The organism is Pseudomonas sp. BN607, assembly GCF_029871175.1.
Taxonomy (GTDB): domain Bacteria; phylum Pseudomonadota; class Gammaproteobacteria; order Pseudomonadales; family Pseudomonadaceae; genus Aquipseudomonas.
The window spans coordinates 94,216-114,386 of sequence record NZ_SSOE01000054.1 but is presented as its reverse complement, the minus strand read 5'-3'; the positions used below and the strand labels follow the sequence as shown (position 1 = coordinate 114,386).

General features: G+C 60.9%; 18 protein-coding genes and 2 tRNA genes. 8 read left to right on the top strand and 12 right to left on the bottom strand.

The genetic code is table 11. The features are described 5' to 3' along the window. Window positions 1–164 precede the first annotated feature (164 nt). Entirely contained in the window at window positions 165–1,466 is a 1,302-nt protein-coding gene (gene dctA / locus E8E68_RS13290; RefSeq protein ID WP_280342063.1) for a C4-dicarboxylate transporter DctA, read from the top strand. 22 nt (window positions 1,467–1,488) lie between these two features. Continuing rightward, on the top strand, window positions 1,489–2,478 hold the full coding sequence (locus tag E8E68_RS13285) for an Ldh family oxidoreductase (protein ID WP_280342060.1): 990 nt from the start codon (window positions 1,489–1,491) through the stop codon (window positions 2,476–2,478). Window positions 2,479–2,781: 303 nt separating this feature from the next. Here the strand turns inward: E8E68_RS13285 and E8E68_RS13280 are convergent, their stop codons facing one another. From E8E68_RS13280 to hisD, 4 genes are all read right to left on the bottom strand, one after another. After that, entirely contained in the window at window positions 2,782–3,789 is a 1,008-nt protein-coding gene (locus tag E8E68_RS13280; protein ID WP_280342058.1) for an alcohol dehydrogenase catalytic domain-containing protein, read from the bottom strand. A 35-nt stretch (window positions 3,790–3,824) separates the two neighbouring features. Next, window positions 3,825–5,162 carry an MFS transporter gene (locus E8E68_RS13275; protein WP_266031035.1) on the bottom strand — a complete coding sequence of 446 codons (1,338 nt, stop codon included), beginning with the start codon at window positions 5,160–5,162 and terminating at the stop codon, window positions 3,825–3,827. Between the two features lie 53 nt (window positions 5,163–5,215). Further along, the gene (locus E8E68_RS13270) at window positions 5,216–5,971 is read right to left on the bottom strand and encodes an SDR family oxidoreductase (RefSeq protein WP_266031037.1); all 756 of its coding nucleotides are present in this window, start codon (window positions 5,969–5,971) and stop codon (window positions 5,216–5,218) included. Between the two features lie 64 nt (window positions 5,972–6,035). Next, window positions 6,036–7,349: a histidinol dehydrogenase gene (gene hisD, locus E8E68_RS13265; protein WP_280342055.1), complete on the bottom strand. Its 1,314-nt coding sequence runs from the start codon at window positions 7,347–7,349 to the stop codon at window positions 6,036–6,038. 139 nt (window positions 7,350–7,488) lie between these two features. Here hisD and E8E68_RS13260 point away from each other — a divergent pair, with 139 nt between their 5' ends. The 3 genes from E8E68_RS13260 to E8E68_RS13250 all read left to right on the top strand — a co-directional run bounded on the left by E8E68_RS13260 (window position 7,489) and on the right by E8E68_RS13250 (window position 10,048). Next, window positions 7,489–8,499 (top strand): LacI family DNA-binding transcriptional regulator, encoded by a 1,011-nt coding sequence (locus E8E68_RS13260; RefSeq protein ID WP_266031041.1) that lies wholly within the window; start codon window positions 7,489–7,491, stop codon window positions 8,497–8,499. Window positions 8,500–8,650: 151 nt separating this feature from the next. Further along, on the top strand, window positions 8,651–8,887 hold the full coding sequence (locus E8E68_RS13255; protein WP_110743922.1) for a DUF1654 domain-containing protein: 237 nt from the start codon (window positions 8,651–8,653) through the stop codon (window positions 8,885–8,887). Window positions 8,888–9,040: 153 nt separating this feature from the next. Continuing rightward, entirely contained in the window at window positions 9,041–10,048 is a 1,008-nt protein-coding gene (locus tag E8E68_RS13250; protein ID WP_266031043.1) for a zinc-binding alcohol dehydrogenase family protein, read from the top strand. Window positions 10,049–10,102: 54 nt separating this feature from the next. On the opposite strand, the gene E8E68_RS13245 is transcribed toward E8E68_RS13250, so the two are convergent. Further along, on the bottom strand, window positions 10,103–10,375 hold the full coding sequence (locus E8E68_RS13245) for a PepSY domain-containing protein (protein WP_110743920.1): 273 nt from the start codon (window positions 10,373–10,375) through the stop codon (window positions 10,103–10,105). A 374-nt stretch (window positions 10,376–10,749) separates the two neighbouring features. Between E8E68_RS13245 and E8E68_RS13240 the strand changes: the two genes are divergently transcribed. Further along, window positions 10,750–13,161 carry a TonB-dependent siderophore receptor gene (locus tag E8E68_RS13240; RefSeq protein ID WP_280342050.1) on the top strand — a complete coding sequence of 804 codons (2,412 nt, stop codon included), beginning with the start codon at window positions 10,750–10,752 and terminating at the stop codon, window positions 13,159–13,161. A 167-nt stretch (window positions 13,162–13,328) separates the two neighbouring features. On the opposite strand, the gene E8E68_RS13235 is transcribed toward E8E68_RS13240, so the two are convergent. From E8E68_RS13235 to E8E68_RS13225, 3 genes are all read right to left on the bottom strand, one after another. Beyond that, window positions 13,329–13,727: an NUDIX domain-containing protein gene (locus E8E68_RS13235; protein ID WP_280342047.1), complete on the bottom strand. Its 399-nt coding sequence runs from the start codon at window positions 13,725–13,727 to the stop codon at window positions 13,329–13,331. A gap of 519 nt (window positions 13,728–14,246) precedes the next feature. Further along, window positions 14,247–14,771 (bottom strand): hypothetical protein, encoded by a 525-nt coding sequence (locus tag E8E68_RS13230; RefSeq protein ID WP_266031048.1) that lies wholly within the window; start codon window positions 14,769–14,771, stop codon window positions 14,247–14,249. Between the two features lie 157 nt (window positions 14,772–14,928). Further along, window positions 14,929–16,479 (bottom strand): PAS domain-containing protein, encoded by a 1,551-nt coding sequence (locus E8E68_RS13225; RefSeq protein ID WP_266031050.1) that lies wholly within the window; start codon window positions 16,477–16,479, stop codon window positions 14,929–14,931. Window positions 16,480–16,659: 180 nt separating this feature from the next. On the opposite strand from E8E68_RS13225, the gene E8E68_RS13220 reads away from it, so the two are divergent. Continuing rightward, window positions 16,660–17,022, top strand: a complete 363-nt coding sequence (locus E8E68_RS13220) for a response regulator (protein ID WP_110743914.1) — start codon at window positions 16,660–16,662, stop codon at window positions 17,020–17,022. Between the two features lie 44 nt (window positions 17,023–17,066). On the opposite strand, the gene E8E68_RS13215 is transcribed toward E8E68_RS13220, so the two are convergent. The 4 genes from E8E68_RS13215 to E8E68_RS13200 form a co-directional block, all read right to left on the bottom strand. After that, complete coding sequence (locus tag E8E68_RS13215) at window positions 17,067–17,492, bottom strand: GTP pyrophosphokinase (protein ID WP_266031052.1); 426 nt, start codon at window positions 17,490–17,492, stop codon at window positions 17,067–17,069. 143 nt (window positions 17,493–17,635) lie between these two features. Then, a complete protein-coding gene (locus E8E68_RS13210) occupies window positions 17,636–18,205 on the bottom strand; it encodes an SPOR domain-containing protein (protein WP_003250559.1) in 570 nt (189 codons plus the stop codon). Window positions 18,206–18,337: 132 nt separating this feature from the next. Beyond that, window positions 18,338–18,414, bottom strand: a tRNA-Val gene (locus E8E68_RS13205). Between the two features lie 167 nt (window positions 18,415–18,581). Next, window positions 18,582–18,658, bottom strand: a tRNA-Val gene (locus tag E8E68_RS13200). 201 nt (window positions 18,659–18,859) lie between these two features. Here E8E68_RS13200 and E8E68_RS13195 point away from each other — a divergent pair. After that, window positions 18,860–20,143 (top strand): FAD-binding oxidoreductase, encoded by a 1,284-nt coding sequence (locus E8E68_RS13195; RefSeq protein ID WP_110743913.1) that lies wholly within the window; start codon window positions 18,860–18,862, stop codon window positions 20,141–20,143. The last annotated feature ends 28 nt before the right edge of the window (window positions 20,144–20,171 follow it).

The following is a 20,171-nucleotide window of genomic DNA, read 5'->3' as shown; positions in this document are numbered from 1 at the left end:
AAACCGCTCTGCCCTGCCCCTGCATCCCCAGCGTTGTTTCTCCCCAAGCCCATGCAGCGCCGACGATCGTCCTGACCGCCGCGTGTCACGCCCACGAACCGAACCTGCTCCCCTGCCCTGATCAGCGTGATTGGCGTGGGGTATCCGCTCATGGAGAAACAACCGTGAAAATCCTCAAGAACCTGTATGTCCAGGTGGTCATCGGCCTGATCGCCGGCATCGCCCTCGGCTACTGCTGGCCCGCACTGGGGGTGGAGATGAAACCTTTGGGCGATACCTTCATCCGCCTGATCAAGATGCTCATCACCCTGGTGATTTTCTGCACCGTTGCCATCGGTATCGCCCGCATGGAAAGCCTCAAGGAACTGGGCAAGGTCGGCTTCAAGACCTTCATGTACTTCGAGATCGTGACCACCCTGGCGCTGCTGCTGGGCATGGTCATCGCCAACCTGGTTCAGCCCGGTGCCGGTATGAACATCGACCCTGCCAGCCTCGACGGTGGCGCCATGTCGCAGTACCTGGACCAGGTACATGCTCAGGAATCGTCCAGCCTGCTGACTCAGCTGATTCCCAATTCGGTGGTCGGGGCGTTCGCCAGCGGCAACTTGCTGCAGGTGCTGCTGTTCTCGGTACTGTTCGGCGTGGCGCTGTCCGGCATGTCCAGGCGCAGCCGCCTGGCCGCGCGAGTGATCGAGCAGTTTGGCGAAACGCTGATGCGCATCGTCGGCATGATCATGTGGCTGGCACCGATCGGCGCTTTCGGGGCCATGGCCTTCACCATCGGCAAGTACGGCATTGGTGCCCTGCAGCAGATGGGCTTGCTGATCGTCTGCCTGTACGTCACCAGCCTGCTGTTCATCGGCATTGTCCTCGGCTCGATCAGTTTTGCCTGCGGCGTGAACATCTGGTCGTTGATCAAGTACTTCCGCGAGGAGTTGCTGATCGTGCTCGGCACCTCCACCACCGAGTCGGTGCTGCCGCGGCTGATGCAGAAAATGGAACGTCTGGGTTGCGACAAGTCAGTGGTCGGCCTGGTACTGCCAACCGGTTACTCATTCAACCTCGACGGCGCAGCCATCTACCTGACCCTGTCGTCGCTGTTCCTCGCCCAGGCATTGAACATTGACTTGTCATGGGGCCAGCAACTGAGCCTGCTGGTGATTCTGCTGATCACCTCCAAGGGCGGCGCCGGGGTCGCCGGTGCGGCACTGATCGTGCTGACGGCGACGCTGGCCAGCCATGACATCATCCCGGTGGCGGCGATTACGCTGATACTTGGCATCGACCGTATTCTCAACGAGGTGCGCGCGCTGACCAACATGATGGGCAACGTGGTTGGCACCCTGGCGATCGCCCGCTGGGAAGGCAAGCTCGACCTGGCCCAGGCCCGCGCCGAGCTGACCACGCCTGTGCGTTCCCGGACGCTAGAGCAGCCCCCGCTGAACCTTTCGCAGAAAAAATCCTGAAGCCAGTTTGCAAGGAGCCCCCATGACTGTGCAAATCAGCGTTCGCCAGGCCCATGAACTGGCCATGCGGGCCTTACTTGCCGCCGGCATGCCACACACCACGGCAGTCAGCTGTGCGCAAGCACTGTTGCAGGCCGAGCGCGAAGGCCTGCCCTCCCATGGTCTGTCGCGCCTGCCGTTCTACCTGGAACAGATGGCCACGGGCAAAGTCGACGCAACGGCTGTGCCCGATGTGCAGGTCGATGGAGCACTGGTACGGGTCGACGCCCGCCACGGCCTGGCATTCGCGGCGATCGATGCCGGCCTCGGGCCGGCGATGACCACGGCACGCCAGCTGGGTATCGCGGCGCTGGCCATCGGCCGTTCGCACCATTTTGGCGTGGCTGGGCAGCCGGTGGAGCGGGCGGCACGCGAGGGCTTGCTGGCACTGGCACTGAGCAACGCACCGGCCGCGATGGCGCCGTGGGGCGGGCACACGCCACTGTTCGGTACCAACCCGGTCGCCTTCGCCTCGCCACGGCTGAATGCCGACCCGGTGATCATCGACCTGTCGCTGTCCAAGGTTGCCCGCGGCAAGGTGATGCTGGCCAGGCAGGCCGGCACCGCGATCCCGGCGGGTTGGGCCATTGATCGCCACGGTAATGACACCACGGACCCGGCTGCGGCTTTGGCGGGCAGCATGGTTCCGATGGGCGATGCCAAGGGTGCCGCACTGGCATTGATGGTCGAGCTGCTGACGGCGGGCCTGACAGGCAGCCATTTCGGCTTCCAGGCCAGTTCGTTCTTCGATGCCCAAGGGGAGGCGCCGGGGGTAGCGCATTTGCTGTTACTCATGGACCCGCAGCGTTTCGCAGTGGGGTATCAGGCACATGTCGAGGCACTGTTTGCGGCAATGCTGGAGCAACCCGGGGTGCGGTTGCCGGGGCAGCGGCGGATACGTGAGCGTCAGGTCCATAGTGATGTCATCGAAGTACCCCAGGCGTTGCTGGACAGCTTGCAAAGTTGCGTTTGAGTAGACACCCTGACGGTGCTTTGCGCCCCTTTCGCGGGACACGCCCGCTTCCACAGGATTGCGCTAGATTCTAGAAATCGAGCAAGCCAGTTGTTTGCCCAGGTACTGCTTCAGCCTCAAGCCTGCGGGGTATCTGTGGGAGCGGGCTTGCCCCGGGTACAAACCGGAGACATCGTTTACATTTCAAACCGGGGACATGGTTTACAGGCTAAAGCCACGTACTGTACAGGCCTCAGGCTGTGGGCGCGGCCGTGTCGCGAGAGGGCTGCACAGCAGCCCCGGCATCAATCAGGCGAAGCAAGGTCAGGCATCCGGCAACAACACCAGCTTGCCAGCCGCCGTGCGCTGTTCATGCAGATCACTGAACGCCCGCGCACCCTCGCTCATTCCTCGCGTCTCGACCCAACCCAGCTCACCAAACGCCCCCTCCTCCAGCGCCCGCACCGTGGCATGCATGTCGGCCATGCTGTAGGTGTACGTACCAAGCAATGAGACCTCCGCCAGGGTCAGCTTGCGCATGTCGATCTCACTGGCCCAGTCCTGCAAGCCGATGTGCATGATCACCCCGCCGGGCTTCACCGCTTCCAATGCAGCATCCCGGGTAGCCTTCGCCCCCACCGCATCGATGACATAATCGAAAGTATTGGCGACTGCTGGGGTTTCCAGCGGGTTGAACGCCTCGCAGCCGGCGTGCTCGCGAGCCGACTCCCGGCGCAGCGGGTTGACCTCGGCCATGCTCACCCGCCGGCAGCCATAGCTGCGCAGCAGCAAGGCCGCCAGCAGCCCTACCGCCCCGCCGCCAATCACCAGGGTGCGCAGCTCCGGCAGCGGCCGTGCCAACACCCGCATGGACAGGTTGATGGCGTGCAGCGCGGTCGCCGCAGGCTCGCTGATCGCCGCCTGGACCAGCGACAGTCCATCAGGAAGGGAAATCACCGAGGCTGCCGGTATCGCCAGGTACTCGGCAAAAGCCCCCGGCCGGCTCATGCCGATCATGCTGCGGTTGGCGCACAGGTTATCGCGCCCGCCACGGCAATACTCGCATTCGCCACAGGTAATCAGCGGGTTCACCGTTACCCGCTGGCCGGCCTGCAAGCGCGGGGCGGCACTTTCCGCCACCACACCGGCCAGTTCATGGCCCAGCACCAGGCCCGGCTGGCGCCGCGGATCATGCCCGTGGTACGCATGCAGGTCCGAACCGCAGATACCGGCAGCCGCCACCTTGATGATCACTTCCCCGTCGTGTAGCTCGGGGTAAGGCCGCTCCTGCAACTGCATGTGCAACGGCTGGGTATAGACAAGCGCTTTCATGGCATCTCCTTGTTATCGTGCTTGCAGCCGGCGCCTCAACGCGCCGTGGCAGGTTCAAAAGCGGGCTCGGCCATGCCCACGGCCTGGTGCCGGCCTATCCAGCGGGCGCACCAGGCACTCAGCAGGCCGATACCCAGCACATAGCTGCACAGCAACCACGGGTTTCCGGCATTCAGGCCAGTCAGCAGCGCAGCGATGATCGGCGTCATGCCCCCGGCGAACACTCCCGCCACCTGGTACACGAACGAAATGCCGGTGTAGCGCACCGAGGCGTCGAAGCATTCGGAAAAGAGCGACGACATGGTGCCGAACACGGCGGCATGGAAAACCCCGAAGGGTATGATGATCGCCAGCCACACCAGCGCCAGCTGCCCCGGGAAACTGTGCATCACCCAGAACGCCGGGAACACCGACAGTGCCGACAGCAGCGCCCCGCTGCCATACACCCGGGCTTTGCCAACGCGATCGGCCACATGCCCCCAGAACGGGATGAAGCAGCTCATCAGCAAGGCACTCAGCATGATCCCGACCAGTGCACTGGTGCGCGGCAGGTTCAGCGATTGCGTAAGGTAGTTGAGCGAATAGACGCCGAACACATTGAAGAACACCCCATCGATCATGCGCGCGCCCATGCAGGCGAAGATCATCCGCGGGTAGCGGCGCAGCATGAGCACGATCGGCAGTGGCTGCCGTGTCTGCACTGCGGCCTCGGGCCGGGCCTGCTTGAAGTCCTGGGTTTCGCTGACATGCGTCCGAATGTAGCTGCCCAGCAGCACGAATACACCGCTTAACAGGAAGGCGCAGCGCCAGCCCCAGCTCATGAACTGCTCGTCGGTCAGCAGCCAGGACAGCAGGCCAATCACTCCCGAGGCGCTCACCAGGCCCAGTGACATGCCGATCTGCGGCAGGCTGGCGTAGAAGCCGCGCCGCGCCGGAGGCGCCGACTCGTAGGTCATCAGCACCGAACCGCCCCACTCGCCGCCCAGGCCGATGCCCTGGAGGACACGGCAGGCCAGCAGCAGGATCGGCGCCAGCACACCGATTTGTTCATAGGTCGGGACCAGGCCGATAACCACCGTCGCCCCACCCATCAGGGCCAGGGTGATGATCAGCATTCTCTTGCGGCCCAGGGTGTCACCGAAGTGGCCGAAGACGATGCCGCCCACCGGCCTTGCGATAAAGCCCACGGCGAACACGCCATACGACAGCAACACCGAAATCAACGGATCGTCGGCGGGAAAATACAGTTTGTTCAACACCAGGCCGGCGACGACGCCGTAAAGGAAAAAGTCATACCATTCGATCACCGAGCCAAGCACGCTCGAAATCGTGGCACGTCGCAGGTTGGATGAGGCAGGCGCAGTGGAAGTCATTGTTGTTATCTCCACGGTCGAACCGGTTGTGGCCGCCCCCTGGGCGGGCCGGGTTAGTTGGCGGTGTAGCCGCCATCGACCATCAACGTCTGGCCGGTGACATAGCTGCTGGCATTGCTGGCGAAGAACAACGTGGCACCGGCCAGGTCTTCGAGTTGGCCGTTGCGCCCGATGCAGGTGCGCTCGGCATGTCGCTGGGCCAACCCTTGGTCGGCGAACACCTGGGCGGTCAAGGCGGTGGGGAAGAAGCCTGGGCCGATGGCATTGCAGGTGATGCCGTGGCGCGACCAACGCTGGGCAATCGCCCGGGTGAGCTGGACGATGCCGCCCTTGCCGGCGCCATAGGGCGCGCTGTCGGCAAAGGCCCGGCTGGATTGCAACGAGGCGATATTGATGATGCGCCCCCAACCCGCCTCGGCCATGCCCGGGGCCAGGGCCTGTACCAGGAAGAACGGCGCTTTCAGGTGCAGCGCCAGCTGCTCGTCCCAGGTTTGCGGGCTCACCTCCTCGAACGGTTCACGGTGGTTGACCCCTGCGGCGTTGACCAGGATGTCCACCGTGCCGAGCGCCCGCGCCGCCGCCTGCAAGCTGTCAACGCAGGTCAGGTCACAGCAGCGGTAACTCGCCTCGATGTCCTGCTGTTGCAAGTGCTCGACCTGTTCCTGCAAGGCCGCTTCGCCACGCGCCATCAACACCACACGCGCACCTGCGGCGCCTAGGGCCTCAGCCATCACGGCACCGATGCCGCTGCCACCCCCCGTCACCAGCGCGGTCCGGCCGTGCAGGTCAAACAGTGTTGCCGGGTTCATGAAACACTCCTGTCGCCCGGGCCAGCGCCCGGGCAAGTCTGGGTCAAAGACATGTTCGATAGCCTCAACGGGTCACAGGCTCACCGCAGTCGAAGCGCTCGTCGGGGAAGTACTTGGCCAGCCGGTCATCGGCCGTGCGGGCGTGGGCCTCCATGCCTTCCAGGCGGGAGATGCGCGCGGTCACCTGGCCGATCTGGCGCACCGCCTCGCGGGGCATGCGCTGCCAAGTCAGGGTCTTGAGGAACTTGTGCACCGACAGCCCTCCAGAGTAGCGGGCCGCGCCCTTGGTCGGCAGCACATGGTTCGGCCCGCTGCATTTGTCGCCGAAAGCCACGGTGGTTTCTTCACCGAGGAACAGCGAGCCGTAGCAGGTCAGGTTGTCCAGCCACCAGCCCAGGTCGTGCGCGTGCACTTCCAGATGCTCGCTGGCATAGCGATCGGACACCTCCACCACCTCCTCGCGGCTGTCGCACACAATCACTTCGCCATAGTCGCGCCAGGCGCAGAAAGCGGCATCGCGGGCTACCGGCGGCAGTGCTTCGATCAGCTGCGGGACCTTGGCCATCACCGCCTGGGCCAGGCTGCGCGAGGTGGTGAACAACCAGGCCGGCGACTCGTGGCCATGCTCGGCCTGGCCCACCAGGTCACTGGCCACAATCGCCGCATCGGCACTGTCATCGGCGATGACCGCCACTTCCGACGGCCCGGCGAATACATCGATGCCCACCTTCCCGAACAAGCTGCGCTTGGCCTCGGCAACGAACTTGTTGCCAGGCCCCACCACCACATCGGCCGGTTTGCCGCTGAACAGGCCATAGGCCATTGTGGCGATGGCCTGCACCCCGCCAAGGGTCATGATCACGTCAGCACCGGCCGACTTGAAGGCATACAGCACGTAGGGGTGGATGCTCTCGCCGAGGAACGGGCTGGAGCAGGCCAGAATGGTCTTTACCCCGGCCGCCTTGGCCGTGGCGACACCCATGTAGGCCGAGGCGATATGCGCGTAACGCCCGGCCGGTGCGTAGCATCCCACCACGTTCACCGGCACCACCCGCTGCCCGGCAATCACCCCGGATGGCAAGGTCACTTGCAGGTCTTCGATGGAGCGGCGCTGGGCGCAGGCGAATTCGTATACCTGGCGCGCAGCGAAATCGATGTCGTCACGCACCCGCTTGGGCACCTGCGCGGTACGTCGGTCGATCTCGGCGTCACTGAGCACGATATCGCCCTGCCACTTGTCCAGCGTGCGTGCATAGTCGCGCACAGCGTCCTCGCCGCGGCGCTGGATGTCGTCGAGCATGTCAGTGGCCACGCGCTGTGCTTCGGCGGTGTTGGAGTCGGCGGTTTTGCTGGCCTGCTTGAGGTAGGTGATGGTCATGGCGTCTCCGGCAAGTTTTCATGCAAAGAAATGAAAGCGCTTTCATTCAAAGTAGTCGCCACCGGAAGCAGGTCAAGAATGCTGGGAAAAAAGTGCCGAATGGTTGTATTGTCAGGAACCGCTCCGATGCCAGACCGCCATGACTTCACGTCCACGCTTGCATGATGTAGCCGCCCTGGCCGGGGTGTCCCCCGCCACAGTGTCCCGTGCGTTGTCCAACCCGCAGCTGGTGCGCGCCGACACCCGGGACAAGATCCAGCAGGCTATCGAGCGCCTTGGCTACCTGCCCGACGGCTCGGCCCGGGCGCTGGCGTCGGGGCGTGCGCGCACCATTGGCGCAATCATGCCGACGCTCGACAACGCGATTTTCGCCCGCGCCGTGCAAGGCCTGCAGACCACGTTGGCCAACCACGGCTACCAGCTGCTGCTGGCCACCCACGAGTACAACCCCAGTGCCGAACTGGAACTGGTGCGCGCCCTGCTAGGCCAGGCCATCGATGGCCTGGTACTGGTAGGCGCCGAACATTCGCCGCAGGTATGGGAAATGGTGCGGGCGCACGATGTGCGGCTGCTGGTGACCTGGGCCAGCCACCCTACCCAGCCGTCGCTGGCATTCGACAACTACCGCATCGGCCAGCTGGCCGCTGAACACCTGCTGCGCCTGGGGCATCGGCGCATGGGCGTCATCTCTGGCTTTTTCCGCCATAACGACCGGGCGCGGGCGCGCCTGGCCGGCTTTCGTGAAACCCTGGCCGGCGCTGGTTGCGCGCTGCCAGACGCCACTATCGTCGAGCAACCGTTCGGATTTGAAGGCGGCCGTGCCGGGCTCAACCAGTTGCTGCGGTTGAACGAACGGCCAACAGCGGTGTTCTGCGGCAATGACGTGCTCAGCGTAGGCTGCCTGTTCGAAGCTCAGGCGTTGGGCTTGAACGTGCCGGCCGAACTGTCCATCGTCGGTTGTGACAACCTGCCGCTTACTGCGCAGGTCACCCCGGGTGTCACGACGGTGCTGTTGCCCACCTACGAGCTGGGCCAGCGGGCAGCAGAGACTTTGTTGCAGTGGATCCGCAGCGGGCAACCGCCGCAAAGCGAATGCCTGCCGATCGAACTGGTCGTGCGCGGCACCACTGCACCGCCGCAGCCTGGGTGACGGCGCTTCGCCGGTGTAAGCGGTGGCGTACGCTGGACACAACCGCGCATGGCTCCACGCAGGCCTGAACGCAGCTTTCACCTGACAAGCTGTTGCGAAATTACTTACACTCAAATACTGTACGCACATACAGCACAACAAGGAAACTCCTGTGTCCAGCACCGCCACCCCGAGCAGCTATGAACAGCTGGGTGTACGCATCCAGAAGATCATCAACAGCCCCACCGCCCAGCGCAGCCGCGCGGCGCTGATCTTCCGCCTGGAACAGGAAAGCCCGGACGACTGGGAAACCTTGCTCGAAGAAATCGCCGAGAACGACAATGTCACCCTCGCCCACCGTGACGATGGCGGCGTCCAGATTTTCTGGACCGTGCCAAAGGAAGACTGACCACGCATGCGCAGTCGCCGGTCTGCCAGTGGCATCCGTGCACTGCCTCGACTTTCACTTCAAGCGACAAAGTCTTACTGCTTTGAGGCTGTTTTTCGAGTGAATAGAAGCGAATAGCCTAGGCCCACTTTCGAATCAGATAGAGGTAGTGCCATGAAGGCTATCGTTTACTCCCAACCCGGGTTACCTATCCAGCACGCCCAGTCTCTGTATGACGCGGAACTCCCGCAGCCAATCCTCGGCGCCCGTGATCTGCTCGTCGAAGTCCGGGCTATTGCCGTCAACCCGGTCGATACGAAAATCCGGGCCAGCCGTGGTGGTGAGCAACCGCAGGTTCTTGGCTGGGATGCTGTCGGTGTTGTCCGCGAGACGGGCTCGGAGGTAACGCTTTTCAGGCCTGGGGACGAGGTGTTCTACGCCGGAGCCATCGACCGACCTGGCAGCTACAGCGAACTCCATGTGGTGGACGAGCGCATCGTCGGCCACAAGCCTCGCAGCCTGGACAATGCCGGTGCTGCCGCTTTGCCACTCACCTCCATCACTGCATGGGAATTGCTGTTCGACCGTTTGGCAATAGCAGAAAATGGCGGCGCAGGCCAAAGCCTTCTCGTCATCGGGGCTGCGGGTGGGGTGGGCTCGATCCTGGTACAACTGGCAAGGCAGTTGACGCAGCTTACCGTCATAGGCACCGCGTCAAGGCCCGAGACGCAAACCTGGGTGAAAGCGCTGGGCGCCCATCATGTGATCGATCACTCTGAGTCGATCCCGCTTCAGCTCGAAGAGCTCGCGCTGACGCCTGTCGATTACGTGATCAGCCTGACCCACACCGACACCTACTTGCCGCAGTTGGTGGAAGTGCTTCGCCCACAAGGCAAGCTCGCGCTGATCGATGACCCGGCGCAGTTGGATGTCATGCCACTCAAGCGCAAATCGCTGTCATTGCACTGGGAGCTCATGTTCACCCGCTCGCTGTACAAAACCGACGACATGGTCAAGCAGCACCAGCTTCTCGAACGGGTCTCGCAACTGGTCGATGAAGGGGTGCTGAAAACGACTGTTGGAGAGCATCTCGGACGCATTTGCGCCGACAACCTCAAACGTGCCCATGCTTTGATCGAAAGCGGCAAGGCCCGAGGCAAGATTGTCCTGGAAGGTTTTTGATCAATACTCAAAAAAGCCCGCGTGATCGCGCGGGCTCTTTTGCATGGAGAGTGATCAGTTATCCAGTTCGTCCTTGATGACTTTGCCATCGTGTGGATCGACCTGGAACTCATATTGTTTGCCGTCAGCTTTCAACCCCTCACCTTCCCAATGACCATCATCGGCCTCGATCTTGGTGATCTGTGTGTAGCCGGCGCCTTTCAAAGTGGCCTCAGCCTGGTCCTTGGTTACCTTCCAGTCAGCGCCAGGCTGGTCTGCCCAGGCTGAAGTGCTTGCCAGTGCGCCAACAATGGCAAGGCCAGTGAACAGTCGGGTCATCGCTTTCATCGCTAACATCCTTTCTGGTGACAGTTAACGATCCGACCCGCCCGCTAATCTCGTTGTTCAGTTTATGTGCGCAGCGACGATGTAGTGCAGGACGTTGCTCACCTCAAGGGCGCCAACGGCGCTCACGCCCGGGCAATCCAGCGCAAGCCCGGCCAGATCTTGATGCACGTGAAGACCCTCGTTTAGCCCTCGTTAATGTAGAGGGGCCTCTTGGGCTCGTGCTCTAAACGTGTGGCGAGCCATCAAAACCGAAAAACATTAATTGACACTGCGACTTCAAGGAAAGAATATCACGCCGCTTTATGGGAAATATTCTTGTTAGCATTACGCTTCCTATTGGAGGCCTGCCTTTCCTTACGAACTGGAGTCAATGGATGTCCGCTTGTTTGTCGTCTACCGCTATCAGCATTCGCCGAGCTGCACTGGCGTTCAGTCTCTCGGGGTCTTTGCTAGCGGCTACCAGTGTCCACGCGGACGCTGTCAGTTACAGCATTCCGGCAGGGTCTCTGGCCAATGCCCTGAACCAATTTGCGAGTGCCAGCGGAGTGACGGTCAGCTTCAGCAGTGAGGAAATAGCGGGGTTGCGCAGCGAGGGGTTGCGAGGCAATTACGACCTGCAACAAGGTTTCGCTCAACTACTGGAAGGTAGCGGCCTGCAGGTACAACAGGTGGGTGACGACTGCTACAGCGTGGTTCGCCCAAGCCAGCACGGCTTGATGGAGCTTTCCGCCACGACGATTTCCAGCGCCGGGCTGGGTGCCACCACTGAAGGCACCGGCAGTTACACCACTGGCTCGGCCAATACCGCGACCGGGCTGCGACTCTCGCAACGTGAAACGCCACAATCCGTCAGTGTGATTACACGCCAGCAGATCGAAGATCAGAACCTCAACAGTGTTGCCCAGGTGCTTGAACAAACCCCGGGTGTGGTCGTCGACAGCATGGGCCCTGCTGGTAGTGATGCAAACCATATCTACGTGCGCGGTTTCGAGGTAGGCAGCATCCAGGTGGATGGTATCAACAGGCCCGATACCTACGGATTCCGGGACGACCTCGCCGACATGGTGTCCTATGACCGGGTAGAAGTGGTACGGGGTGCCACAGGGCTGATGTCCGGCACAGGCGATCCTGGTGCGACAGTCAACCTGATTCGCAAGAAGCCGACGTTGGAAACGCAACGAAAACTGACCCTCAAGGCTGGCTCCTGGGACGACTATCGCCAGGAATTGGACATGTCTGGCAAGTTGTCGGAAAGCGGCAACTTACGCGGGCGGATCGTCGCGTCGAACACCAACAGCCAGAGCTACGTCGACCGCCAATCCTTGGAAAAGCAAGCGTTCTACGGGGTACTGGAATGGGACATCACTGAGAGCACGATGCTTACAGTGGGCGCGGAATACCAGGAGATGGACAACGACGGTGCCGGTAACCACGGTTTCCCGATGTACAACTCCGACGGCAGTCACTTCAGCCCGTCCCGCTCGTTCAACTCCGCCTCGGACTGGAGTTATCACAAGCGTCGCACCAAGACGGTATTCACCACACTGGAGCATCAGCTGGACAACGGCTGGCAGTTGAAGCTCAACGCCGAGCACAACCGCCGCAGCTATGACGACGCCTTCGCCACCGCAGCCAGCGGCACCGTCAACCCCGACGGCAGTGGCATCACTACCTGGACAGGGCGCTGGGCGGGCGAGCCGCGTCAGACCTCGTTCGACCTGTCAGCCGCAGGCCCTTTTGAACTGTTCGCCCGCGAGCACCAGGCTTATCTTGGGGCCAGTCACTACAGGGCCTATTACCGTAACGACGGCTACCCGCTGTGGTCATACCAGACCATCGACGACATCAACAGCTGGGACGGATCGCTGGCGATCCCGGACGCCATTTACACCAAGTCGTCGGAAGACGCCCTGGATGAAACCCAGGATGGTTTGGTCGCCTCGGTGCGCTGGAGCCTGGCCGACGATCTGTCGCTCATCACCGGGGCACGGGTAATCGACTGGAAACGTGATGAAACCTCGACCACCCTATCCAGCGGCGACACCAGCCGCACCTCGCGAAGCGAGACGGGGGTTGTCACGCCGTACCTTGGCCTGGTGTACGACCTCGACGAAAACTGGTCGGCTTACGCCAGCTACACCACCATTTTCAAACCACAGAGCAAACAGACCGTCTCTGGCAGTTACATCGACCCATTGGAGGGTGTGAACTACGAGCTGGGCCTGAAAAGCGAGTTCTGGGACAAGCGTCTGACCACTGCTTTCAGCGTTTTCGAGGTGCACCAAGACAACCTGGCAGTGGCCGATGGCAGCAACTTGGCGCCAGACGGCGACCAGGCCTACCGTGCCGAATCGGGTACCAAGACGCGCGGTTTCGAAATGGAAGTGGCCGGCGAGATCCTTCCCGATTGGCAGGTATCGGCCAGCTACACCTATGCCGTCAGCAAGGATTCCGATGGCGACCGCCTGAACACTGAGGTACCGCGAGACACACTTAAAGTGTTCACTACCTACCGTCTGCAGGCGCTGCCGCAGGTGAAGGTGGGCGGCGGTGTGCGCTGGCAGGGGCGCGAGTACTACAAGGGGGCTGGGCCAAACGACGAGACGTTCACCCAAGATCCCTACAGCATCGTCGACTTGATGGCGCAATACGCGTTCACCCCTCAAACCAGCGTCTCGTTGAACCTCAACAACGTCTTCGACAAGACCTACTACACCGCCATCGGCGCACGTGGATGGTATGGATCGCCGCGTAGTGCCACCGCCACATTGGTATACGCGTTCTAAGTCATCGCCTGCTGAAATGGGGCCCCACGGGTGGGCCCCTCATCGCGCAATTGATCAGCCAGCGCTGATGCATGCTCTAGGTGAGGGCGTTGGCTGCAAGCGGCTAAAACCGCCAACTGACCTGTTCCAGGACCCTGGCAAACGTCCTGGCCAGGGGCTTGAGAGTTCTATGCAGTCAACGCTGGCAATTGAGTCGATAGCAGCCCAGCGGCTGTTGCATTCAGCATCGATGGATTTAGCTTGTCTCTGAGCACCCATTTGCAAGCCACGATCTCGTTGCGAGCCATGGGCCTTTCTTCATCATCGAAATGCGTGGTGAACACGTGGTGCACAGTCAACCCGACCTGAACAGTGCACAGAGGAAGCAAGCCATGGCCTGCAATGGACGTTTCTTCATGGAGTTCCCGGGCAGCGGCTGCAAGAGGCGACTCTCCCGGCTCGATGAGACCGCCAGGAAAATTCCATTTCCGGCTCTTTTTCCTGACCAAGAGAATTCTGCCACTTCGAAGACAGATGATTGTTGCCCTGGCCTTGATCTTGACCTTACGCGCCTTTTTGTCCCGCATGCACACACTCAGCTCGTCAATAGGTTCATATCCGTCTCGTTGTAGCGACTGGAGACTGACTCCCTGAAGACTCACCTTAATGACGACTCGTTCAACCTGATAGGCACAGTCCACATCTGGGGATATCGAAGCCGGCACTAGCTGTCTGAGTCAGATAGAGGTTGAAGGGGCCGACAGAGTGCCGACAACCTGTAACCCTTTCTGCGGGCCGGAAGACACAAACGCTCACATCAGAACCTGAACGAGGTCGAAAAACATGGTAAATCAGATTGCCGAGCTTGACGGATACCTGGCACTCCTCGCCCAGATAGCTGACGAGCTTGAACAGCAAGTAGCGCCCTGCCCCATGACTAAGCCGTTGCTGATAGCGTGGTTGACGGAGTGGGTTCGAAGCCCAGATGCGTTGAGGGAAATCAGGCGCGGGTTGCCTCACCTTCCCCCGGCACTGATCTCGGGCTACAGCAGCTGGATCCACCTGGGTGTCGGTCAGTAGGTCGCTGCGCAGGCGCAAGCAGCCGATCATGCCAGCTGAATGTAAACCGAGTAACTCCCAAGCAGCACCCAGAATACAAGGAAGATCCATGGCGTGCGGAGGGAAAACAGCAAGGACTTGCGATGCCCCGCCAGCGATGTCTCAGCCTCGCAGAACAGCGGCGACTCATCATAGGCCAAGCCCATCATCGGTTCGCTGCGCAGCAGATGGCTCTGTTTCAGCTGCCAATGCTCGATGATTCGATAAGCTGCACGAATGCCTGGCCAGGCATTCAGAGAACTGAGGATGCCCAATAACGCCAGAAAGGCCGGCACCATCAGGGTGAACATCTCTCCCCAACTCTGGTTCAGGTTACCCATTGACGAAACGAACGCGATGACCAGAAAGGACTGCGCAGCCAGGTAGGCGTCCGTTCGGTTGGCCAGAATACTGGTTTCGTATTGAATCTCTCTGCGGTAAAAATCCAGGCGCTCCTTGGGTGAACCGAACATTCTGGCATTGCGCTCGGCGACCTCATGTTCTGGGGTTTCCGGCGTGATGATTTGAGGCACTGCACTGCTCCTGAACGTCGTTCACGCCTGGGGCATGAGTGATGACCAACTGTCTGCAGTAGAACGGAGCCGCGCCTGAAAATTCATTGCGAGATGCAGTGGCGCCCCCATAGGTCACATCCCGAATCCCGCCGCCATTGCCACATTCACCCGCAGCCTAGAGTTTGAAACGCACATGAATGCAGCTCTTGCCGTCCAGTCGCTCCACCGTCACCGCTGAGCTTCCGTACCCGGAATAGCTTCTGACCAGCCGCATTCCCAGGCCTGTGCCCGTGGGTTTCGGATAGGTATCAGGAAATCCCTGGCCTTCGTCCTTCACCGTCAGGCGGGCATGATCCCCAGCGTGCTTGACCACGACCTCAACGGTACCTTTGCCATACTTCAGTGCATTGGTGATGAGCTCAGAGAGCACCAGGCCCAGAGGTGCCATTCGCTCGGGCGGCAACAGGAAGTCGTCAGCCTGCAGCACAATTTCTCGATCAGCCAGAGCGCGGCCAAGATCGCCCAGCAATGCATTCAGGTACACCGCTGCCATGACGCCTTTGTCTGCTGCAGAGTGATAAAGACGCTCATGCACGCTGGCTATGGTGACCACCCGGCCTGCCGCCGTCTCCAACTGTTGCTTCACCGCCGTATCCGGCGTGAGATTCGCCTGCAGCAACAGCAATGTATTCACCAGATGCAGGCTGTTCTTCACCCGGTGGTCTATCTCCTCCAGGTAAAGGTCACTGGCATTCTGCCGGGAATTCTGGGCTTCAATCAGCGATAGCAATTGATCTTCGTACTGATGACGCTCGGTAATGTCTCGGGACACCGCGATGAGCCTTTCCAGCTGACCGTCTGCGGCGAGGATCGGTGCCACCGTTACATCCCACCATTTGGGCTCGTTCGGCGCAGTCGGGAAAAACGCTTCGAACCTCGCCGTCTCGCCTGAAGCGACCTTGGACAGCGCATCCTGCACCAGCGGCTTGGACTCCTCAGGCCAAAACTCAGACCAGGCCTGGCCTTTGACGTCAGGTAAAGCGGCGAGGTGCATGAGCTCCAGACCTTTTTCATTCATGAACTCAATCACGCCATCGGGCGACAGAATCTTCACGCAGTCAGGGCTGGCATTCAGAAAGCTTTCTGAATACGGATCGGGATGCGGTGCATCAACGCCTGTTGCAATGCGGTCAACAGCCAGGGAGATGACGTTGGAAATCCCCTCCAGGAAGACCAGGTCGCTTTCAACGAAATCATCGCCATTGCTGCTGTCCGCTTCAAGCACACCGAACGGCCCCAGCGGGCCCCGTATGGGGACATTAATGGCCCGCTCGATCCCGTACTTTTTCAGCAGATCCGGGGTACGAAAGCGCTCCTCCAGGCCCAGGTGGTTGGACAGGACGGGGCGGTAGGTGGAAAGTGCATACCCTGCCGGGCTGGCTATGTCGCCGCCAACGGTCGCATGCCCGATGTCAGACTCATCCCAGCCCACCCCATGGGACAGGACATAGTCATCACTGTCCGCAAGCGGCTGAAGGATTTTGGCGAAACGCGTGTTCATGCCTTCCGCGACCACGGCGCAGGCCTGGGTGAGCAAAGCATCAACGTCGTCCACCTTGAGGGACATGACGCCGAACTCCACAACCAGCTCATGCTGTCGGTGTAGCCTGGCATGGGATTTCTTCAAGGCAGCCCGAATAGTCTCTTCCGGCGGTAGCTGTTGCATAACCTCTCCATCCAGATGCGCAGTGACAACAGAGTGTGTCATCTGCCGTGCCAGCGTTTCGCTTATCGCCCTGAAACCATAGACGTTAATCGAGGCAAGCAGGTGCTATGCCACTCATCGGCCGGCAGCAACGAAGCATAGGCGCTAAAGCCCAATGGGTATGAGACACGAGTTCGCCCCATGCCCAGCCATATTTTGCTAGTCGAAGACGATGAATTACTAAGAGAGCTGACTGCCGAAAGCCTTTCGTCACTGTACGCCCTTCAGATTACATGTTGCGCAAATGGTGACGAGGCGTTGGCGTTTCTGTGCAACGGGCCGGCCGTCAAGCTGGTATTCACCGACATCCACATGCCAGGGAAGGTGGACGGTTTGCAACTGGCTCGGGAGGTCTGGCGCAGGTGGCCCGCTGTTCCCGTACTGCTCACCTCGGGCGATGCAGTGATTCCGCCCGAGTCCTTACCCTGCAAGGCTGCATTTTTGCCCAAGCCCTGGACTTTTGAGCAGGTGGCGGAGGAAATTGAAAAGCTGCTGCATGCCTGATCACCCACTGGCAATGCGAGCCCAGAAAGGCGTGTGGCTGAGCCTCAGGTCAATCCCTGCAGGTAGGCGCTGGCCTCCCGGTAACGGGCCAAACGGGCCAGATCGGCGGGGCCTGGGCATGCGATGCGCGAAAGATCGCTGTTGTCGGCAAGGTCAGCTAACTTGACGGTGCGCGCCAATGGGTCATCGCCCAAGCGCACCACGAAGTCCTGGTAGGCTTCACCCTCGCGGCGGCTAAGCGCCAGCAAGGCGGCAAGAATCTTTAGTGCGAAGCCCTCACGCGCCAGATCCGAAAGGGTCAGCGGGGTATCTTCGATCACATCGTGAAGCACCGCGACAATTCGTTGCTCTGGTGTGGCAACCCGCATCATCACGCGTAGCGGGTGAAGGATATACGCCGCCCCACCCTTGTCGTATTGCCCTTCATGCGCCCTGGCGGCCACGGCAATGGCCCGTTCCAGTGTAGACATGCGGCGCTCCCCGTTCAGCATCACCCAACCCAAGCATAGCCAAGATGTGTGAACAGGGTCTATCACGTGCTCTGGTACGCCGGTTTGCCCGACCTCCACGGCCAAGCGCGGCCCGGGACCGTTTCGAATTGCGGGCGTGGGGCTTAGCGTGCTGCCCCGTGCTGGATAACCACCGAGTCAGTTCCTAACTTGGCCATTACTTCATCCCGGCGCGCCTGCGCTTCTTCACGGGTGGGGAACGGCCCCATCAGCACCACCGGTTTGCCGTCGCGGTACTCCACCGAAGACGGGATGCCCTTTTCGATCAGGCGTGCAGTCATATCGCTGAGGGCACCCATGTTGGCCCCCTGAACCACTTCAACATCCCAGCCCTGGGGTGCCGGTTGGTCGGCCAGCGCTTCTGCGCGGCGCTGCAGGTCAGCGCCGCCGCACAGCTCGCGGATGCGCAGGTTGTTGCCGGTGTCGTCGACAATGATGTCGTACTGGCCATCGCGCTTGATCGCCACGTAGCTGCGATAGGCCTCGTACTGCCCGGCATCGTCCTTGCCGCGGACCTGGCCGCAGATGGTGCCCTGGGTGTCGATCCGCACGTTGCCGAACTTGGCCGTCTTGGGGTTGTGCAGGTGCTCGGCCACCTGCTTGTGCACGCCTTCGACCTCGTTCTCACAGCCCGCCAGGGCGAGCACTGCCATTACCACAGCCAGTTTGCGCACGCGTGTACCTCCAGATTCGAAGGTGCGGATTCTAGCATGCCGGGCCATGGCCGAAGCGCGACCAAAGGTTACAGGCTGCTTCGTGGGCAAATGCAAAAAGGGCGATCATTGCTGATCGCCCTTTTTGGGATTTGGTAGGCACAATTGGACTCGAACCAACGACCCCCACCATGTCAAGGTGGTGCTCTAACCAACTGAGCTATGTGCCTGTCGTGTGGTGCGCATATTAGTGACCGGATGCGTACCTGTAAAGCGTTTTTTTCAGAAAAATCAAAACCTTTCGAAGGTACTGCGGAATGCCTGGACGATGATCGTGGGCTACGAAACAAGCCAATGAAAAAAGGGGCGACCCTTGCGGATCACCCCTTCTTCGATTTGGTAGGCACAATTGGACTCGAACCAACGACCCCCACCATGTCAAGGTGGTGCTCTAACCAACTGAGCTATGTGCCTGTCGTGTGGTGCGCATTCTACGCATTCCAAAAACCCTGTCAACACTTTTTTTCGCGCTAAGCTACTGAATCTAAACCTCTTTATAGAGAAGCGCTGGTCGGGGCCCAGTAAAGGATTTTCAACAGACGACTAGCGGGTGTTTATTATTATTGATAGCATCGGTACATTCGTTAAAAATATAAAACACGAGGTTTCTGCAGCATGGCTAACACCCCCTACCCCCAGTCCTACTACGCCGCCTCGGCCAACCCGGTGCCGCCACGTCCGGCGCTGCAGGGTGAGGTGGAAACCGATGTGTGCATCATCGGCGCCGGCTACACCGGCCTCTCCAGCGCCCTGTTCCTGCTGGAGAATGGCTTCAAGGTGAGCATCGTGGAAGCGGCCAAGGTCGGCTTCGGCGCGTCGGGCCGCAACGGCGGCCAGATCGTCAACAGCTACAGCCGTGACATCGACGTCATCGAACGCACTGTCGGCCCAAAGCAGGCACAATTGCTGGGCCACATGGCCTTCGAAGGCGGCCGCATCATTCGTGAGCGTGTGGCCAAGTACAACATTCAGTGCGACCTGAAAGACGGTGGCGTGTTCGCTGCCCTGACCAGCAAGCAAATGGGCCACCTGGAGTCGCAAAAGCGCCTGTGGGAACGCTTTGGGCACAACCAGCTGGAGCTGATGGACCAGAAGCGCATCCGTGAGGTAGTTGCTTGCGACAGCTACATCGGCGGTATGCTCGACATGAGCGGCGGCCACATCCACCCGCTGAACCTGGCCCTGGGCGAAGCTGCCGCAGTCGAGTCGCTGGGCGGCATCATCTACGAACAAACCCCGGCCATCCGCATCGAGCGTGGTGCCAACCCAGTGGTGCACACCCCGCAGGGCAAGGTCCGCGCCAAGTTCATCATCGTCGCCGGCAATGCCTACCTGGGCAACCTGGTGCCAGAACTGGCGGCCAAGTCCATGCCATGCGGTACCCAGGTGATCACCACCGAACCGTTGGGCGAAGAGCTGGCACGTACCCTGCTGCCGCAGGACTACTGCGTCGAAGACTGCAACTACCTGCTCGACTACTACCGCCTGACCAGCGACAAGCGCCTGATCTTCGGCGGTGGCGTGGTGTACGGCGCGCGTGACCCGGCCAACATCGAAGCGATCATCCGTCCGAAGATGCTCAAGGCCTTCCCGCAGCTGAAGAACGTGAAGATCGACTACGCCTGGACCGGCAACTTCCTGCTGACCCTCTCCCGCTTGCCGCAGGTTGGCCGTATCGGCGACAACATCTACTATTCGCAGGGTTGCTCGGGCCACGGCGTGACCTACACACACCTGGCGGGCAAGGTACTGGCCGAAGCCCTGCGTGGCCAGGCCGAGCGTTTCGACGCCTTTGCCGGCCTGCCGCACTACCCGTTCCCGGGTGGCCAGATGCTGCGTGTACCGTTCAGCGCCATCGGTGCCTGGTACTACAGCTTGCGAGATCGCCTGGGCTTCTGATGCCAGCAGGTATGGTCCTGTCGCGGGC

Coding starts and splice junctions, on each gene's coding strand:
- E8E68_RS13285 (WP_280342060.1), top strand. CDS start 1,489: ATGACTGTGCAAATCAGCGTTCGCCAGGCCCATGAACTGGCCATGCGG.
- E8E68_RS13280 (WP_280342058.1), bottom strand. CDS start 3,789: ATGAAAGCGCTTGTCTATACCCAGCCGTTGCACATGCAGTTGCAGGAG.
- E8E68_RS13275 (WP_266031035.1), bottom strand. CDS start 5,162: ATGACTTCCACTGCGCCTGCCTCATCCAACCTGCGACGTGCCACGATT.
- E8E68_RS13270 (WP_266031037.1), bottom strand. CDS start 5,971: ATGAACCCGGCAACACTGTTTGACCTGCACGGCCGGACCGCGCTGGTG.
- hisD (WP_280342055.1), bottom strand. CDS start 7,349: ATGACCATCACCTACCTCAAGCAGGCCAGCAAAACCGCCGACTCCAAC.
- E8E68_RS13260 (WP_266031041.1), top strand. CDS start 7,489: ATGACTTCACGTCCACGCTTGCATGATGTAGCCGCCCTGGCCGGGGTG.
- E8E68_RS13250 (WP_266031043.1), top strand. CDS start 9,041: ATGAAGGCTATCGTTTACTCCCAACCCGGGTTACCTATCCAGCACGCC.
- E8E68_RS13245 (WP_110743920.1), bottom strand. CDS start 10,375: ATGAAAGCGATGACCCGACTGTTCACTGGCCTTGCCATTGTTGGCGCA.
- E8E68_RS13240 (WP_280342050.1), top strand. CDS start 10,750: ATGTCCGCTTGTTTGTCGTCTACCGCTATCAGCATTCGCCGAGCTGCA.
- E8E68_RS13235 (WP_280342047.1), bottom strand. CDS start 13,727: ATGCGGGACAAAAAGGCGCGTAAGGTCAAGATCAAGGCCAGGGCAACA.
- E8E68_RS13225 (WP_266031050.1), bottom strand. CDS start 16,479: ATGCAACAGCTACCGCCGGAAGAGACTATTCGGGCTGCCTTGAAGAAA.
- E8E68_RS13220 (WP_110743914.1), top strand. CDS start 16,660: ATGCCCAGCCATATTTTGCTAGTCGAAGACGATGAATTACTAAGAGAG.
- E8E68_RS13215 (WP_266031052.1), bottom strand. CDS start 17,492: ATGTCTACACTGGAACGGGCCATTGCCGTGGCCGCCAGGGCGCATGAA.
- E8E68_RS13195 (WP_110743913.1), top strand. CDS start 18,860: ATGGCTAACACCCCCTACCCCCAGTCCTACTACGCCGCCTCGGCCAAC.